Genomic DNA, 14,036 nt, shown 5'->3' on the forward strand with positions numbered 1-14,036 from the left:
CGGGTGGAGGCCGACGACCTCTATCTCGTCGGCACCTCGGAGGTGCCGCTGGCCGGCTACCACGCCGACGAGATCCTCGACCTGTCCGGTGGGCCGTTGCGCTACGCCGGCTGGTCGTCGTGCTTCCGTCGCGAGGCCGGCAGTTATGGCAAGGACACCCGCGGAATCATCCGGGTGCATCAGTTCGACAAGGTCGAAGGATTCGTTTACTGCACGCCGGACGACGCTGAGGCCGAGCATCAGCGGCTGCTGGGCTGGCAGCGTGAGATGCTGGCCCGCATCGAAGTGCCCTATCGGGTAATCGACGTGGCCGCAGGCGATCTCGGCTCGTCGGCGGCCCGCAAGTTCGATTGCGAGGCCTGGGTGCCGACGCAAGGGACCTACCGCGAGCTGACCTCAACGTCCAACTGCACCACCTTCCAGGCCCGCCGGCTGGCGACGCGCTACCGGGATGTCGCCGGCAAGCCGCAGATCGCCGCGACGCTCAACGGCACGTTGGCCACCACCCGCTGGCTGGTCGCCATCCTGGAAAACCACCAACGGCCCGACGGCAGTGTGCGGGTTCCCGACGCGCTGGTGCCGTTCGTCGGTGCCGAATTGCTGGAGCCGGTATAGGTCCGGCCTTTGCTGCCGCCGTCGGAAGCAAAGACCGGGTAGCGTTCTTTCTGCCTTATCATCTTTTGACCAACGTCCCGCGGGTGGCGCGTTGTTATGGGCCCTGCGCTGGTCGACCCGCGCGATGGCGATTCGGTTCGCCGTGGCGGCCACCGCCTGCGTCGCACTGATCGCGCTGGCCCAACACCACACCGTTATCGGCATGCTGACCTGTACCACCTTCGCGGCCACGGCCAGCTAAATTGCGCTGTTTCACACCGCACCCTTGATGGCCTACAACTTTGCGATCGCCGGCTCGGTCGGCGCCGTCGAAGCCATCCGTATGGCGGCCAGGTATAACATCGTCACGGGCGCGTGCGCTTACTTGCTGCTGCTAATCCTCAATCTGGTTGTGCCCCTTAGGTATCCAGGTGGTTGTGCACATTCTCGGCTCCGACGCCGTGCGGGCCGAACGCGACGAGCTCACCCGACTGCTGACCCGGCGCGCCTTTCGTCGGCGCGCGAAGGACCGCCTAGAGCAGGGTCGCGCCGAGCCGGCCCATTTCGTCATCGCCGTGATCGACTTGGACCGCTTCAAGCAACTCAACGACAACTACGGGCACGGCACCGGCGACGATGCGCTGGCCTCGGTGGCACACGCGCTGCGTGACACCACCCCCGCCGGCGCAGTCATCTGCGGTTCGGGCGGCGAAGAATTCGTCACCGCCGACATCTGGCATCCAGACGAGGTGGAGCCGCGATTACAGCACCTCTGCGATGTGATCGCCGCACTCCCGTTCGGCATCACCGCCAGCATCGGCACCGCCGGCATTCACCCTGCCCACCGGGCCGGTGACAGCGTCGACTTACTTGCGGAGTTGATCACGGCCGCTGACGGCGCCATGTATGCCGCCAAACGACGCGGTGGAAACCAGACCGGCCACCACCACCACTGGCCGCTTCCGCCGCGGCTGGACAGCTTCGATGCTGACGAAAGTGAACACCGCAGCGACGGACTCACCGCTTAGGCGGGCACCTTCTCGAGGGCGTGTTGGTGACGGCGCTGCCGTTCGATGGTGGCGAAGTAGAAGGCAAACGGAAAGGCAAAGCTGGTGAAAAAGCTGGCCGCAAAGAACAACCACGGGCGCCGCAGACCACGCCGATAGCCGTCGATGATGGTAAACACTGGCATGAGAATGACATTGGCGATGATGTAGTCCTGGCTGCCCGAACCGCAAGCCGGGTTGGCGAACTGCATCCGCACGAAATGCGTCCAGCTGCCTGGCCCCGAGACCAGGTTCCCCTGCCCGTGCGCGTCGAGCATGTAGTGGATGTTGAAGTAATAGCCCAGGGCGATCGACGCGATGCCGGCGGTGTAGTACACGCATTCCAGCGGCGAGAGCCACGGCCCGTCGGCCGGTCTCGCGTAGACCTTCGGGTTGGACGCGATGATCCAGCCGATGCAGGCAAGCCCGAGTAGAAAGTGGACGATGATGGAGATCATTGGCGCAGTCTCACTCCCACCATAAAGTTTTGTCAACATTGTCAAAACAACTCTTGGTACCTTCCTGCCATGGTCCGGCCGGCGCAGACCGCGCGCAGCGAGCGCACTCGCGAGGCGCTGCGTCAGGCTGCGCTGGTCCGATTCCTGGCCCAGGGCGTCGAAGACACCTCGGCCGAACAGATCGCCGCCGACGCCGGAGTGTCGCTGCGGACGTTCTATCGCCACTTCCGGTCCAAACACGATCTGCTGTTTGCCGACTACACCGGACTGCACTGGTTTCGCGCGGCGCTGGACGACCGGCCAGCCGATGAACCGGTCATCGACTCGGTGCAGTCAGCAATCTTCTCGTTTCCGTATGACGTTGAGGCAGTGACGAAAATCGCCGCGTTACGGGGCGGCGAGCTCGACCCGGGCCGCATCGTCCGGCACATCCAAGATGTCCAAGCCGACTTCGCGGAGGCCATCCAGGCACAGCTGCAACGTCGTAGCTGTGCAGCGGACGCGACGCCGGATGAGCGGCTGCGCACGGCGGTGACCGCGCGCTGCATCGCCGCGGCGGTCTTCGGGGCGATGGAAGTGTGGATGCTGGGTAACAACCGGTCATTGGGCGAGCTGGCGCGGGTCTGCCATGTGGCGCTGGAATCGTTGCGCGCCGGCATCACCGACGCCTGGGCACCCGACCCAGTTTCGTCATAATTGACAAAACTTTGGGCACATGCCAGCCTGCATTTCTGGAGGGCAGGACATGAGTGACTACGATGCGATAGTTATCGGCGCCGGACACAACGGGCTGGCCGCGGCGGTGCTGCTACAGAAGGCCGGCCTGCGGACCCTGTGCCTGGAGTCCAAGCTCTACGCCGGCGGGATGGCGTCCACCGTGGAGCTTTTCGACGGGTACCAGTTCGAGATCGCGGGCTCGGTGCAGTTTCCGACCGCACCGGTGGTCAGGCAGGAGCTGGGCCTGGACACGCTGCCGACGATCGACTTGGACGTGATGTCGGTGGCGCTGCGCGGCGTCGGTGACGATCCGATGGTCCAGTACAGCGACCCGATCAAGCTGTTCACCCACCTCAACGAGGTGCACGGTGCGGACGCCGTCAACGGCATGGCGGGGCTGATGGCCTGGGCGCAGGCGCCGACCCGGGCGCTGGGCCGGTTCGAGGCCGGTGCGCCGCCCAAGACGCTCGATGAGATGTATGCCTGCGCGACAAATGAATTCGAACGCTCGGCCATCGATGACATGTTGTTCGGCTCGGTCACCGACGTGTTGGACCGCTACCTTCCCGACCGCGAGAAGCACGGTGCCCTGCGCGGCTCGATGACCGTGCTGGCCGTCAACACCCTCTACCGCGGGCCGGCCACCCCGGGCAGCGCGGCCGCGCTGGCCTTCGGGCTCGGCGTTCCCGACGGTGACACCATGCAGATGAAGAAGCTGCGCGGCGGCATCGGCGCCCTCACGGCGTATTTGGCAGATTCGCTGGTGAGCGGTGGCGGCGAGGTTCGGCTGCGCACCAAGGTGACCGAGATCGTCGTCTCCGACGCCCATGTGACCGGGGTTCGCACCGAGGCGGGTGAGACCCTGACTGCCCCGATCGTCGTGTCCGGGATCGCACCGGACCTGACGCTCAACGCCCTGATCGACCCGGCCGCCTTGCCCGCCGACATCCGCGAACGATATGCGCGGATCGACCACCGCGGCAGCTACATCCAGATGCACTTCGCGCTGGACGAGGCCCCCGTGTTCGCGGCACCGTATGAGGCGCTCAACGACCCGAGCATGCAGGCTTCCATCGGCATCTTCAGCACGCCGGAGGAGGTCCAACAGCAGTGGGAGGACTGCCGGCGCGGGATCGTGCCCGCGGACCCGACGGTGGTCTTCCAGATCCCCTCGCAGAACGATCCTGACCTGGCGCCGCAGGGTAAGCACGCTGCGTCGGCATTCGCGCTGTGGTTCCCGATCGAGGGCGGCGCGGATTACGGTCAGGCGAAAGTTGAGATGGGCCAACGGGTGATCGACAAGATCACCCGGCTGGCGCCGAATTTCGAAGGCAGCATCAGCCGGCACACCACCTTCACGCCCAAACACATGGGCGTGATGTTCGGCGCCCCGGGCGGCGACTACTGCCACGGCTTGTTCCACGCGCAACAGATCGGCCCCAACCGGCCCGGCCCGAAAGGCTTTATCGGGCAGCCGATTCCGGTCGACGGGCTGTACCTGGCCAGCACCGGCTGTCACGGCGGGCCGGGGATCACGTTCATCCCGGGATACAACGCGGCGCATCAAGCGCTCGCCGACGCGGGCCGCTGATCGGCCCGCTAGTCCCGCTGATCTAGCAGCCGGTCTAGCAGCGCGGTGAACTCCTCCGGGTCCGCCGGTGTGAACGCCGGTCGCGGCCTGGTTCCCGGAACGTCCAGGGTGATCAGCGTTGACCGTAGCGGCCGCCGCATGTCCAGCGGCAGCCAGCGGCGCAGGTCCGAGCTGCCCCAGATGCGGAACCGGTGCACGAACAGCCCCAGCGGTTGGGCCCGGTACCCATGGATCTTGTCCAGCGCGATGATCTTCGATGTGCCAGACGGAAAGTGGTAGCGGCGCAACGTGATCGCCTCCCGGTCCAGCTGGACCAGGCCATCATCGTATGAGCCGTAGCTAGACACGCTCATAGCCGGGAGCGCCGAAGCTCGTGGCCGCGCGTGGTGAGGCAGCGGCCGTTCTCCAGGTTCCACTGCCACCCATGCAGATTGCAGGTCAGCGTGGTGTCCTCGACGACGCCGAACCTGGACAGGTCGGCTTTCAGATGCGGGCATCGACGCTGAATCTCCCAGCCGTCCATGGTGATCGACGCGGTATCGTCGTGTGCCTCGCCGAACCAGCCGTCGGCGTAGGCGATCCGCTCATCGGTCAGGCATTTGAAGAACGTATATAGGTACTCGTTGTAGCCGCCGACCCGCCACGCCTTGAACCGGGTGGACAGGAAGATGGTGTTGACCCAGTCGGGCTCGTTGTCGCGCAGCACCGTGCGCACCAGTTCGGGCGGGATGGCAAAGCCGTAGCGGAATTTCTCATCGGGGATCGCTTCCCGCACGGTGCGTTTGGGAAAGTCGAGCACAATTCTTTCTTGATGCGCTGCGGACCGTAGTACCAGTTCGACGGGGTAGCCGATACCGTCGCAGATCTCGTCGCCGGCCAACATGATCGGCTCGAACACCGCTCGCAGCGGCTCGAGCAGCGACTCGCCGGTGGCGGGGGCCCAGCTCGCTTTCTCCGCCTCCAGCACGGGTTGCATGCGGGCGGCATAGTCGGCGATATAGGCCGCCTTGCCGGTGGTGAAGATGGCCTCGACTTGGTCGGTGGGCAGCGGATGGTGCAGCGAGTTCAGTTGTGCACCAGAAAAATCAGCTGTCGACCCGGGCATCATCAGCAGTCCCCGGTCGTGTCCGTGCGTGCGCATCTGGTCGAGGAACACCATCTGGTCGGGGAAGATGTTGGCCGGGTCGTCGTGGTCGTCGTTGAGGTCACGCAGCTCGGGGTCCAGAAAGCACGGTGGGCCGGCCGACGGGATCACCCACGTCGCTGCGACCTGCGCGACGTACTGGCGGGCCCGGTCCATCTGGCGTTGCCGCTTCTGAATGCCGAACGACTCCTTGGCGCGTGACGGCATGTCGTAGACCATCGGGTACCAGATCGCGCCGGAGTACTGCAGCATGTGCACGTCGATGTGACCGAACTCGGACGCCAGCACGTCTAAGTCGACCGGGCGGGCGTCGTTCATGTTGAACGCTGTCGTCACGCCGTCGGAGACCACCAGCGCGGAATCGCCGATCGGGCCGTCGGCAGGTGCCCGCAGCGCGATGACCATGACGTCGAGGTCGCCTTTCGGCCCGCTGATCCGGTGTTTGACGGAGTCGGTGGTTTCGAAGAACCGGTGAAACCCGAGCATCTGCAGCGCATTTTTCAAGTCGGGCACCGGATAGTCCGGTAGCAGCACGACGGCGTCTTTGTTGACGTGCTCAGCCAGCAGTTTGGCGTCGAAGTGGTCCTTGTGCAGGTGCGAGACGTAGAGATAGTCGCAGTTCCCCAGGCTGTCCCAGTCCAGCCCGCTGTTGTCCGGGAAGGGGAACCAGGACGCGAAGTAGGCCGGATTGACCCAGGGGTCGCACAGGATGCTGCCTGCCTGGGTCTCGATGCGAGACCCGGCATGGCCGACACTTGTGACCTGCACTGATGCCCTTCACTAGCTATTTCCGCGACTCGATCTGTCGCCGATTCGCCGCCCCCGAGCTTAGCGGGAGGGCCGAGGGGAACGGTCGCGCGCGGATATCTGTGCACGGACGCGCCGCGCCGGCCCAGCCGGAAACACTAGGGTTGATCACCGTGGAACCGGTATACGGGACGGTCATCCAACTCGTGCGGCTGACGTGGCGTGTGCAGGGTTTGCGCTTCTCGGTCGTCGGGCAGGAGAACGTGCCTGCCACCGGCGGCGCCGTCATCGCCATCAACCACACCAGCTATTTCGACTTCACCCTCGCCGGGTTACCCGCATACAGGGAGCACCGCGCGCGCAAAGTGCGGTTCATGGCCAAGCAGGAGGTCTTCGACAACAAGATCACCGGGCCGATCATGCGGGGTTGCCGGCACATCCCGGTGGACCGGTCCAGCGGCACCGCGTCGTTCGAAGCGGCCGTGCAGCGGCTCAAGGACGGTGAACTGGTTGGCGTCTATCCCGAAGCGACGATCAGCCGCAGTTTTGAAATCAAGGAATTCAAGTCCGGCGCCGCCCGGATGGCGATCGAGGCCGACGTGCCGATCATCCCGCACATCGTCTGGGGGGCCCAGCGGATCTGGACCAAGGACCATCCCAAGAAACTGCTCCGTCCAAAAGTGCCGATCGCGATCGCGGTCGGCGAGCCGATCCTGCCGACGCTGCCCGCCCCCGAGCTGACCGCGTTGCTGCACTCCCGAATGCAGCACCTGCTGGAGCGGGTGCAGGATTCATACGGGCCGCATCCGGCCGGCGAGTTCTGGGTGCCGCACCGGCTGGGCGGCGGCGCCCCCACCCTGGCGGAGGCTGCCCGATTGGACGCCGAGGAAGCCAGTCAACGCGCGGCCGCCAGGACGGCGCGCGACCGGGCGGATTCGACGGGCGCGTCGGAGTAACGGCATGGAGCCGGTCTTCCGAACTCTCGAGATCGCGGCCAAGGCCCTGGTCGCGCTCACCGGCACCGAGATCACCTACCAGAACCTGCAGAACATTCCCCGCACCGGCGGTGCAGTGATGGCGATCAACCACACCAGCTACGTCGACTGGCTGCCGGCCGCCCTTGCCGTGCATTACCGAGGACGGCGCATCCGCTACATGATCAAGGCCGAGATGCAGCAGGTGAAGATCGTCAACTTCTTGATCAAGCACACCAAGACCATCGCGGTCAACCGTGGAGCCGGGTCCGAGGCCTACGCCGACGCTGTCCGGTTACTCAAGGCCGGCGAGGTGGTAGGCCTGATGCCCGAGGCGACGATCAGTCGCAGTTTCGAGCTCAAGGAGTTCAAGACCGGCGCGGCGCGGATGGCGCTGGAGGCAGGAGTCCCGATGGTTCCGTTGATCGTCTGGGGCGCACAGCGGATTTGGACAAAAGACCACCCGAGAAATATCGGCCGCCAAAAGATCCCGGTCATCGTGGCGGCGGGTCAGCCGGTGTTGCCGGCGGGCGACGTCGAGCAGCTTGACGCGGCGCTGCGCGACGAAATGACGTCCTTGTTGCACCGCGTGCAGGAGGAGTATCCGCACCCGGAGGGTGCGTACTGGGTGCCGCAGCGCCTTGGCGGCAGCGCACCTACGGTGGCGGAGGCGAAGATTCTCCAGGACACTGAGAACACCAAGCGAAAGACCGAGCGTGCCCGCAAGCGGGCGGAACGCGGTGGGTGACACGGCCAGCAGCTGAGGGCATCCGGGGCGCGCTTCGGGGAGGATAAAGCGAAGAGGGCACGTGCGGGGCCGGGCTGCACGAAAGGAGCGCCGAGCATGGCAGAGCCGTTCTACCGGTTTGGTGAGTGGATCGTGCCGTCCGTCGTCGCCGTGAATGGAACCAAGTTCACGTTTCGCGGCCTGGAGAACATTCCGGAGCGGGGCGGCGCGTTACTTGCCCAGAACCACACCAGCTACCTGGACTGGCTTCCGCCCTTGTTCGCCGTCCGTGTGAACGGGGCCGGCGGATGTACTTCATGATCAAGGCCGAGATGGCGGATGTGAAAGCGGTGAACTACGTCATCAAGCACGCCAGGCTCATCCCGGTGGACCGCAGGCAGGGACACGACGCTTTCGATGTCGCTGTGCAGCGGCTACGCGAGGGCGAACTCATCGGGATGCATCCCGAGGCCACCATCAGCCGCAGTTTCGAACTGAGGGAGTTCAAGACCGGGGCGGCAAGGATGGCCCTGGAGGCACAGGTGCCGATAGTCCCGCTGATCGTCTGGGGCGCCCATCGCATTTGGCCGAAAGACCACCCGAAGAAGGTGTTGCGCAACAAGGTTCCGATCACCGTGGCCGCCGGCCGGCCACTGCCCCCGGACGGCACCGCCGAACAACTCAACGTCGCTCTGCGTCGGGCGATGAACGAACTGCTGTACCGGGTGCAGGAGGAGTATCCGCACCCGGAGGGCGAGTTCTGGGTGCCGCGCCGGTTGGGTGGCGCAGCACCGACCCGGGAGGATTCCCAGGCGATCCGGTTGTCCGAATTGCAAGAGCGCCTGGACAGGTACGGAACCGACGGCGTGACGCGGCCGGGGCAGAGCCAAAGCGGAACGCATTGATCATTCCGGCCTGCTGCAAAGGCGGATCGGCCCAATGACTTTGCCCGCCCTGATCGCCTGCGATGTCGATGGCACCCTGATCGGCGACGACGAGAAGATCACCCCGCGTACGCGCAATGCAGTGCGCGCCGCCGTCGAGGCCGGTGCGCTGTTCGTGCTGGCCACCGGTCGCCCACCACGCTGGGTGCGGCCGGTGGTCGACGACCTCGGGTTCGCGCCGATGGCGGTGTGCGCCAACGGCGCTGTGATCTACGATCCCGCGACCGACCGCGTGGTGTCCGCCCAGACGCTGTCCGTCGCCACTCTGGCCGAACTGGCGGAGATTGCCGCGCGTGCCATCCCGGGCGCGGGGCTGGCCGTCGAGCGGATCGGCGCCAGCGCGCACGACACGGCGACGCCGCAGTTTGTCAGCTCACCGGGCTACGAGCATGCCTGGCTCAATCCCGACAACACCGAGGTATCCATCGAAGACCTGCTGAGCGCCCCGGCGGTTAAATTGCTGATCCGCAAGGCCGGTGCCCGCAGCGCCGATATGGCCGCCGAGCTCGCCAAGCATGTCGGCATCGAGGGCGACATCACCTACTCCACCAACAACGGTCTGATCGAAATCGTGCCGTTGGGCGTCAACAAGGCCACCGGTATCGCGCAGCTCGCCCGGCCGCATGGCATCACCGATGACGACGTGGTCGCGTTCGGGGACATGCCCAATGACGTGCCGATGCTGCTGCGGGCCGGCCACGGGGTGGCGATGGGCAACGCGCATCCCGACGTGCTAGCCGCCGCCGATGAGGTGACCACGCCCAACACCGACGACGGGGTGGCGCGGGTGCTGGAACGCTGGTGGCTTTAGCCGATCGGCGGCGAGAACCGCTCGAGCTGTATCGGCGGACCACTCGGCGGCGACGGCGGCAATTCCTGAGCGACACCGTCGATCACCCGGCTGACGCGACCGCTGAGCCGGTCGAAGTTCAGCGTCCCGTGCTGGAAGTTCTGCTTCACCCACTGCGGCTCCTGGAACTCGCCGCTGGTCGGCAATCCCAGGGCACCCCGCTCATAGCCGAGCAAGGCCCATGCGTCGTAGATGGCGCCGGTGACCGGTTCGGCACCGGTCTCCGGTGACCAGTACATCGCGCCCTTGTCGAAGGTCGCGTAGCGCGCCGAGCCCGCCCCGGTTGCTTCCGGTGATGTCGGCGCGCCCAGCGCGCTGTTGACGCCGCCGATCGATTGCCACCGGTCATAGATCGCGCCGCCCTGCAACGACAAGGCCAGGTCTTCGGGTCTGGGCGGGCCACTGAAGTGGGCCGCGGTATCGCGAATCTCGTCCAACAGCGCGTAGGCGACGTTGCCCGGGCAGTCGGTGGCGCCGACGTCGCGGTGGCTGAAGATGGTCGGCAGCGTGGCAGGGGCATCAACGGGATAGTTCGTGTTCTCTCCGCCGGCCGAGGCCAAAGTCACTGTCCCGTTGGGGTCGACGCGATCCAGTCCCAGCCGCCAGCCGAGCAACCGGCCGACATTGTGAAGCTGGATCGGCGTCGGCGCCACGTCGTCGAAGTTGCCGATCATCGCCACACCCCAGGTCTCGCGGTTGAAGCCGCCGGTGTGGTCACCCTGCACCGGCCCAGTCAGCGCGCCGGCCCTGCCCTCGAACACCTGGCCGTACTTGTCGACCAACGCGTTGTAGGCGATGTCGCACCAGCCGAGGATCTGGGTGTGATAGGCGTAAATGGACTGGACGATCGCCGCCGAGTCCTGCGGCTGATAGTCGTTGCTCTCGGCGGTGTGGTGGACGACCGCGGCGCGGATAGGCGCATTGAACGGCCGGTTGCCGCAACGCACCAATTCGTCGGCGCCCCATTGCGCGCGACCGATGATGCTGGGCGGCTGACCCGCCGCGATGACCGCGGTCGGCGCTGTCCACTGGGTGTCGGCCGGCGCTTGTGGCGGGGAGATGAGGACGGCGGAGATGTTCTGTGCCAGCGGTTGCTCCGCGGTGGCGGGGAGATAGCCCAGGCCGGGTGTGGTCGGCGTCGGGCCACTCGGCCGTGAGGTCAGCGGTGCGCCGGGCGGGCGGCTGACCGCGATTTGAACGGTCGTGGTCTTGCCTACGAACACCGGATCGGTGCCGTTTGGACCCGGTGTCGAGCCGTGGCCGGCCGGGGCCTGCAGCGCCTCGGTCTCGTACCACGGACCCCACGAGCCGTCGGTATGCCGGGCGCGTACCCGCGTGGAGGTGCCGCTGAGGTCTCCGCCGGTCACCGCGACCATGGAAAACGGTGTGGTTTGGCTGATTTCGCGAACCGTGACGCCTCCGCCGAGACCGACCAAGGGTTGTTGGGCGAGCTGGGTATCGGCGGGGCGGGCCGGCTGATGCCGCTGGTCCCGATGTCCGGTGGCCGGGTCAGTCGCCCACGGCAGGATGACCACGGTCGCCACGATGGCGGTGAAGAACATCGTCGGCGCGGCACGGCGGGGCGGCACGACCCGATGTTACGTATGTGTCTGATGTTGTAGATGATTCAACACGCTACGCAAGTGAATTAAGTCGACGAACCCGCCGAACGGCACCGCAGAGATTGGGCTGCGCAGATCGCGCTCGGTCCCACTTCTGCGGTGCCGTTTCGGGTGGCAGGTCGTTGCGGCCGGGCTCCGATCAGGGCGTCGGCACCGGCGGGGCCGGCAAGGCCGGTACGGCAGCAGCCGGAGCAGCGGCGGCCGGGCTGGCGCCGTGCATAGCCTGCGTCAGGCCCGGCATCACCAGGCCCTTGAGCAGGTCGATGGCCTGACCGGCGCCGAGCTGGTTGGCCGCGCTCATCATGTCGCTGACCAGCCCGCCGCTACTTCCGCCGGACGGCGCAGCGCCGAGCGACGGGTCGCCGAGGATCGGGTAGGTGCCGCCGGCGCCCGGGTCCAATCCGATCGGGTCGCTGATCGGATACTCACTCGGACTGGCGCCAAGACTCGGGCTGGTCAATGACGGATCGGAGCCGGTCGGGTTGGTCAGACCTGGCGTCGGACCGCCAGGGCTGGTCAGTCCGGGACTGGTCAGACCGGGGGTCGCGCCCGGCGTGAGACCTGGCGTCGTGCCCGGCGTCAGACCCGGAGTCGCGCCCGGCGTCAGACCTGGCGTCGTGCCCGGCGTCAGACCCGGAGTCGCGCCCGGCGTCAGACCCGGAGTAGCGCCCGGCGTCAGACCTGGCGTCGTGCCCGGGGTGAGACCCGGGGAAGTCAGACCCGGCGACGTCAGACCCGGCGACGTCAGACCCGGCGACGTCAGACCGGGGCTGGTGAGGCCTGGTGAGGTCAAGTCGGGCGAGGTGAGACCGGGCGAGGTCAGGCCAGGTGACGCCAGGCCGGGCGAGGTAAAGCCGCCCGGGCTGGCCGCACCGGTCAGGCTAGGCACTGGCGGGAGGGTAACCCCGAACTGCGACAGTCCCTGCGACAGCGCAGACATCAACTCGCCGGGCAGGTCGCTCATCCCCGCGGCCTTGACGAACTCGTGGTGCTCGACCGGGGGCTTGTGGTCGGTCAGCAGACCGCTGACGGCTTCGTAAGCAAATGGACTCGCGACCGCCAGAGCGGCGACTGCGCTCATGGCTGTCGAGAGCCTGCGTCGACGTCGGTTCGGCACGGAAGTCTCCTCAATACCTGGGCTATGTGGTCTGTCGTTTCATGCGCGCTCAGCACGCGCAAGGTGCCTGGAGAGGTGCTACTCGGGGCACGTGATCGATGGTACTGGCGTGATTGATGGGACTAGAGTGGCGAGATCGAATTGTGAGCCAATCGCGACCTTCGTCACTGAAATGCGCTCAACCGCCAGCACCGGCGCTGGTGTCCATGTCGTTGGCCTGCGCCGCACATAGAACACCCCGGCCGAACGCCGTTGCCAAGCGGGCTACGGTCGCGCGGTCGGATACCCTAGGCAACCGATGACCACTCGTTTCGACCTCTTCGTCGTTGGCTCCGGATTCTTTGGCCTGACGATTGCCGAACGCGCAGCCAGCCAGCTCGACAAGCGCGTGCTCGTCATCGAAAAGCGTCCGCATATCGGCGGAAACGCCTACTCCGAGGCCGAGCCGCAGACCGGCATCGAGGTGCACAAGTACGGTGCGCATCTCTTCCACACCTCGAACAAGCGGGTGTGGGACTACGTCCGGCAGTTCACCGAGTTCACCGGCTACCAGCATCGGGTCTTCGCGATGCACGACGGACAGGCCTACCAATTCCCGATGGGACTCGGGCTGGTGGCGCAGTTCTTCGGCCGCTACTTCACCCCCGACGAGGCGCGGCAGCTGATCGCCGAGCAGGCCGCGGAGATCAAGAGCGCCGACGCACAGAACCTCGAAGAGAAGGCCATCTCGCTGATCGGCCGTCCGCTCTACGAGGCGTTCGTCAAGGGCTACACCGCCAAACAATGGCAAACCGACCCCAAGGAATTGCCGGCGGCGAACATCACCCGGCTACCGGTGCGCTACACCTTCGACAATCGGTACTTCAACGACACCTACGAGGGGCTGCCGGTCAACGGCTACACGGCGTGGTGTCAGAACATGGCGGCCGACGACCGCATCGAGGTCAGGCTGGACACCGACTGGTTCGACGTGCGCGACGGCTTGCGAGCGGAAAGTCCCGATGCCCCGGTTGTTTATACCGGCCCGCTGGACCGCTACTTCAACTACGTGGATGGACACTTAGGCTGGCGCACTTTGGATTTCGAGGTCGAAGTGTTGCCGATCGGTGATTTCCAGGGCACACCGGTGATGAACTACAACGACCCCGACGTGCCCTACACCCGCATCCACGAGTTCCGCCATTTCCACCCCGAGCGGGACTACCCGACCGACAACACGGTGATCATGCGGGAGTACTCCCGGTTCGCCGACCATGACGACGAGCCCTATTACCCGATCAACACCGAGGCCGACCGCACCGTGCTGGCCGCCTACCGGGCCAGGGCCAAAGATGAAACCGCTTCGTCGAAAGTGCTTTTCGGCGGGCGGCTGGGCACCTACCAGTATCTGGACATGCACATGGCCATCGCCAGTGCGCTGAACATGTACGACAACATCCTGGCGCCGCACCTGCATGACGGTGCACCGCTAGACGAGAACAACAAAGGAACGATCCGCGGATGAC

General features: G+C 66.0%; 13 protein-coding genes and 1 pseudogene. 9 read left to right on the forward strand and 5 right to left on the reverse strand.

From position 1 onward, the window contains the following. A partial coding sequence (locus ACLQI9_RS27715) for an aminoacyl--tRNA ligase-related protein (RefSeq protein ID WP_442392451.1) occupies positions 1–615 on the forward strand: 615 nt, incomplete at its 5' end. A 410-nt stretch (positions 616–1,025) separates the two neighbouring features. After that, positions 1,026–1,622: a GGDEF domain-containing protein gene (locus ACLQI9_RS27720; protein WP_442385013.1), complete on the forward strand. Its 597-nt coding sequence runs from the start codon at positions 1,026–1,028 to the stop codon at positions 1,620–1,622. On the opposite strand, the gene ACLQI9_RS27725 is transcribed toward ACLQI9_RS27720, so the two are convergent. Then, the gene (locus ACLQI9_RS27725) at positions 1,619–2,098 is read right to left on the reverse strand and encodes a DUF2834 domain-containing protein (protein WP_442385011.1); all 480 of its coding nucleotides are present in this window, start codon (positions 2,096–2,098) and stop codon (positions 1,619–1,621) included. The genes ACLQI9_RS27720 and ACLQI9_RS27725 overlap by 4 nt on opposite strands. 69 nt (positions 2,099–2,167) lie before the next feature. Here ACLQI9_RS27725 and ACLQI9_RS27730 point away from each other — a divergent pair, with 69 nt between their 5' ends. Together ACLQI9_RS27730 and ACLQI9_RS27735 are read left to right on the forward strand one after the other, a co-directional pair. Continuing rightward, on the forward strand, positions 2,168–2,794 hold the full coding sequence (locus tag ACLQI9_RS27730) for a TetR/AcrR family transcriptional regulator (RefSeq protein ID WP_442385009.1): 627 nt from the start codon (positions 2,168–2,170) through the stop codon (positions 2,792–2,794). 49 nt (positions 2,795–2,843) lie between these two features. Further along, entirely contained in the window at positions 2,844–4,406 is a 1,563-nt protein-coding gene (locus ACLQI9_RS27735; RefSeq protein ID WP_442385007.1) for a phytoene desaturase family protein, read from the forward strand. Positions 4,407–4,414: 8 nt separating this feature from the next. On the opposite strand, the gene ACLQI9_RS27740 is transcribed toward ACLQI9_RS27735, so the two are convergent. Both ACLQI9_RS27740 and ACLQI9_RS27745 read right to left on the reverse strand, forming a co-directional pair. Beyond that, a complete protein-coding gene (locus ACLQI9_RS27740; protein ID WP_442385005.1) occupies positions 4,415–4,759 on the reverse strand; it encodes a hypothetical protein in 345 nt (114 codons plus the stop codon). Next, positions 4,756–6,318: a Rieske 2Fe-2S domain-containing protein gene (locus ACLQI9_RS27745; RefSeq protein ID WP_442385003.1), complete on the reverse strand. Its 1,563-nt coding sequence runs from the start codon at positions 6,316–6,318 to the stop codon at positions 4,756–4,758. Before ACLQI9_RS27745 ends, ACLQI9_RS27740 begins: the two co-directional genes overlap by 4 nt. Before the next feature lie 152 nt (positions 6,319–6,470). Here ACLQI9_RS27745 and ACLQI9_RS27750 point away from each other — a divergent pair, with 152 nt between their 5' ends. The 4 genes and pseudogenes from ACLQI9_RS27750 (at position 6,471) to ACLQI9_RS27765 (ending at position 9,753) form a co-directional block, all read left to right on the forward strand. Beyond that, positions 6,471–7,253, forward strand: a complete 783-nt coding sequence (locus tag ACLQI9_RS27750; RefSeq protein ID WP_442385001.1) for a lysophospholipid acyltransferase family protein — start codon at positions 6,471–6,473, stop codon at positions 7,251–7,253. A 4-nt stretch (positions 7,254–7,257) separates the two neighbouring features. After that, positions 7,258–8,019 (forward strand): lysophospholipid acyltransferase family protein, encoded by a 762-nt coding sequence (locus tag ACLQI9_RS27755; RefSeq protein ID WP_442384999.1) that lies wholly within the window; start codon positions 7,258–7,260, stop codon positions 8,017–8,019. Between the two features lie 96 nt (positions 8,020–8,115). Then, positions 8,116–8,903 (forward strand): annotated as a pseudogene (locus ACLQI9_RS27760) (lysophospholipid acyltransferase family protein). 34 nt (positions 8,904–8,937) lie between these two features. After that, positions 8,938–9,753, forward strand: a complete 816-nt coding sequence (locus ACLQI9_RS27765; protein WP_442384997.1) for an HAD family hydrolase — start codon at positions 8,938–8,940, stop codon at positions 9,751–9,753. On the opposite strand, the gene ACLQI9_RS27770 is transcribed toward ACLQI9_RS27765, so the two are convergent. Both ACLQI9_RS27770 and ACLQI9_RS27775 read right to left on the reverse strand, forming a co-directional pair. Then, positions 9,750–11,354 (reverse strand): N-acetylmuramoyl-L-alanine amidase, encoded by a 1,605-nt coding sequence (locus ACLQI9_RS27770; protein WP_442385112.1) that lies wholly within the window; start codon positions 11,352–11,354, stop codon positions 9,750–9,752. The genes ACLQI9_RS27765 and ACLQI9_RS27770 overlap by 4 nt on opposite strands. Positions 11,355–11,553: 199 nt before the next feature. Next, complete coding sequence (locus ACLQI9_RS27775; RefSeq protein WP_442392452.1) at positions 11,554–12,531, reverse strand: PirG; 978 nt, start codon at positions 12,529–12,531, stop codon at positions 11,554–11,556. A gap of 298 nt (positions 12,532–12,829) precedes the next feature. Here ACLQI9_RS27775 and glf point away from each other — a divergent pair, with 298 nt between their 5' ends. Further along, positions 12,830–14,035, forward strand: a complete 1,206-nt coding sequence (gene glf, locus ACLQI9_RS27780) for a UDP-galactopyranose mutase (protein WP_442384993.1) — start codon at positions 12,830–12,832, stop codon at positions 14,033–14,035. The last annotated feature ends 1 nt before the right edge of the window (position 14,036 follow it).

The organism is Mycobacterium sp., assembly GCF_052143115.1.
Taxonomy (GTDB): Bacteria; Actinomycetota; Actinomycetes; order Mycobacteriales; family Mycobacteriaceae; genus Mycobacterium.

Bases quoted from the DNA above. Each gene is read 5' to 3' on its own strand.
- ACLQI9_RS27725 (WP_442385011.1), bottom strand. From the start codon at position 2,098: ATGATCTCCATCATCGTCCACTTTCTACTCGGGCTTGCCTGCATCGGC.
- ACLQI9_RS27730 (WP_442385009.1), top strand. From the start codon at position 2,168: ATGGTCCGGCCGGCGCAGACCGCGCGCAGCGAGCGCACTCGCGAGGCG.
- ACLQI9_RS27735 (WP_442385007.1), top strand. From the start codon at position 2,844: ATGAGTGACTACGATGCGATAGTTATCGGCGCCGGACACAACGGGCTG.
- ACLQI9_RS27740 (WP_442385005.1), bottom strand. From the start codon at position 4,759: ATGAGCGTGTCTAGCTACGGCTCATACGATGATGGCCTGGTCCAGCTG.
- ACLQI9_RS27755 (WP_442384999.1), top strand. From the start codon at position 7,258: ATGGAGCCGGTCTTCCGAACTCTCGAGATCGCGGCCAAGGCCCTGGTC.
- ACLQI9_RS27765 (WP_442384997.1), top strand. From the start codon at position 8,938: ATGACTTTGCCCGCCCTGATCGCCTGCGATGTCGATGGCACCCTGATC.
- ACLQI9_RS27770 (WP_442385112.1), bottom strand. From the start codon at position 11,354: ATGTTCTTCACCGCCATCGTGGCGACCGTGGTCATCCTGCCGTGGGCG.
- glf (WP_442384993.1), top strand. From the start codon at position 12,830: ATGACCACTCGTTTCGACCTCTTCGTCGTTGGCTCCGGATTCTTTGGC.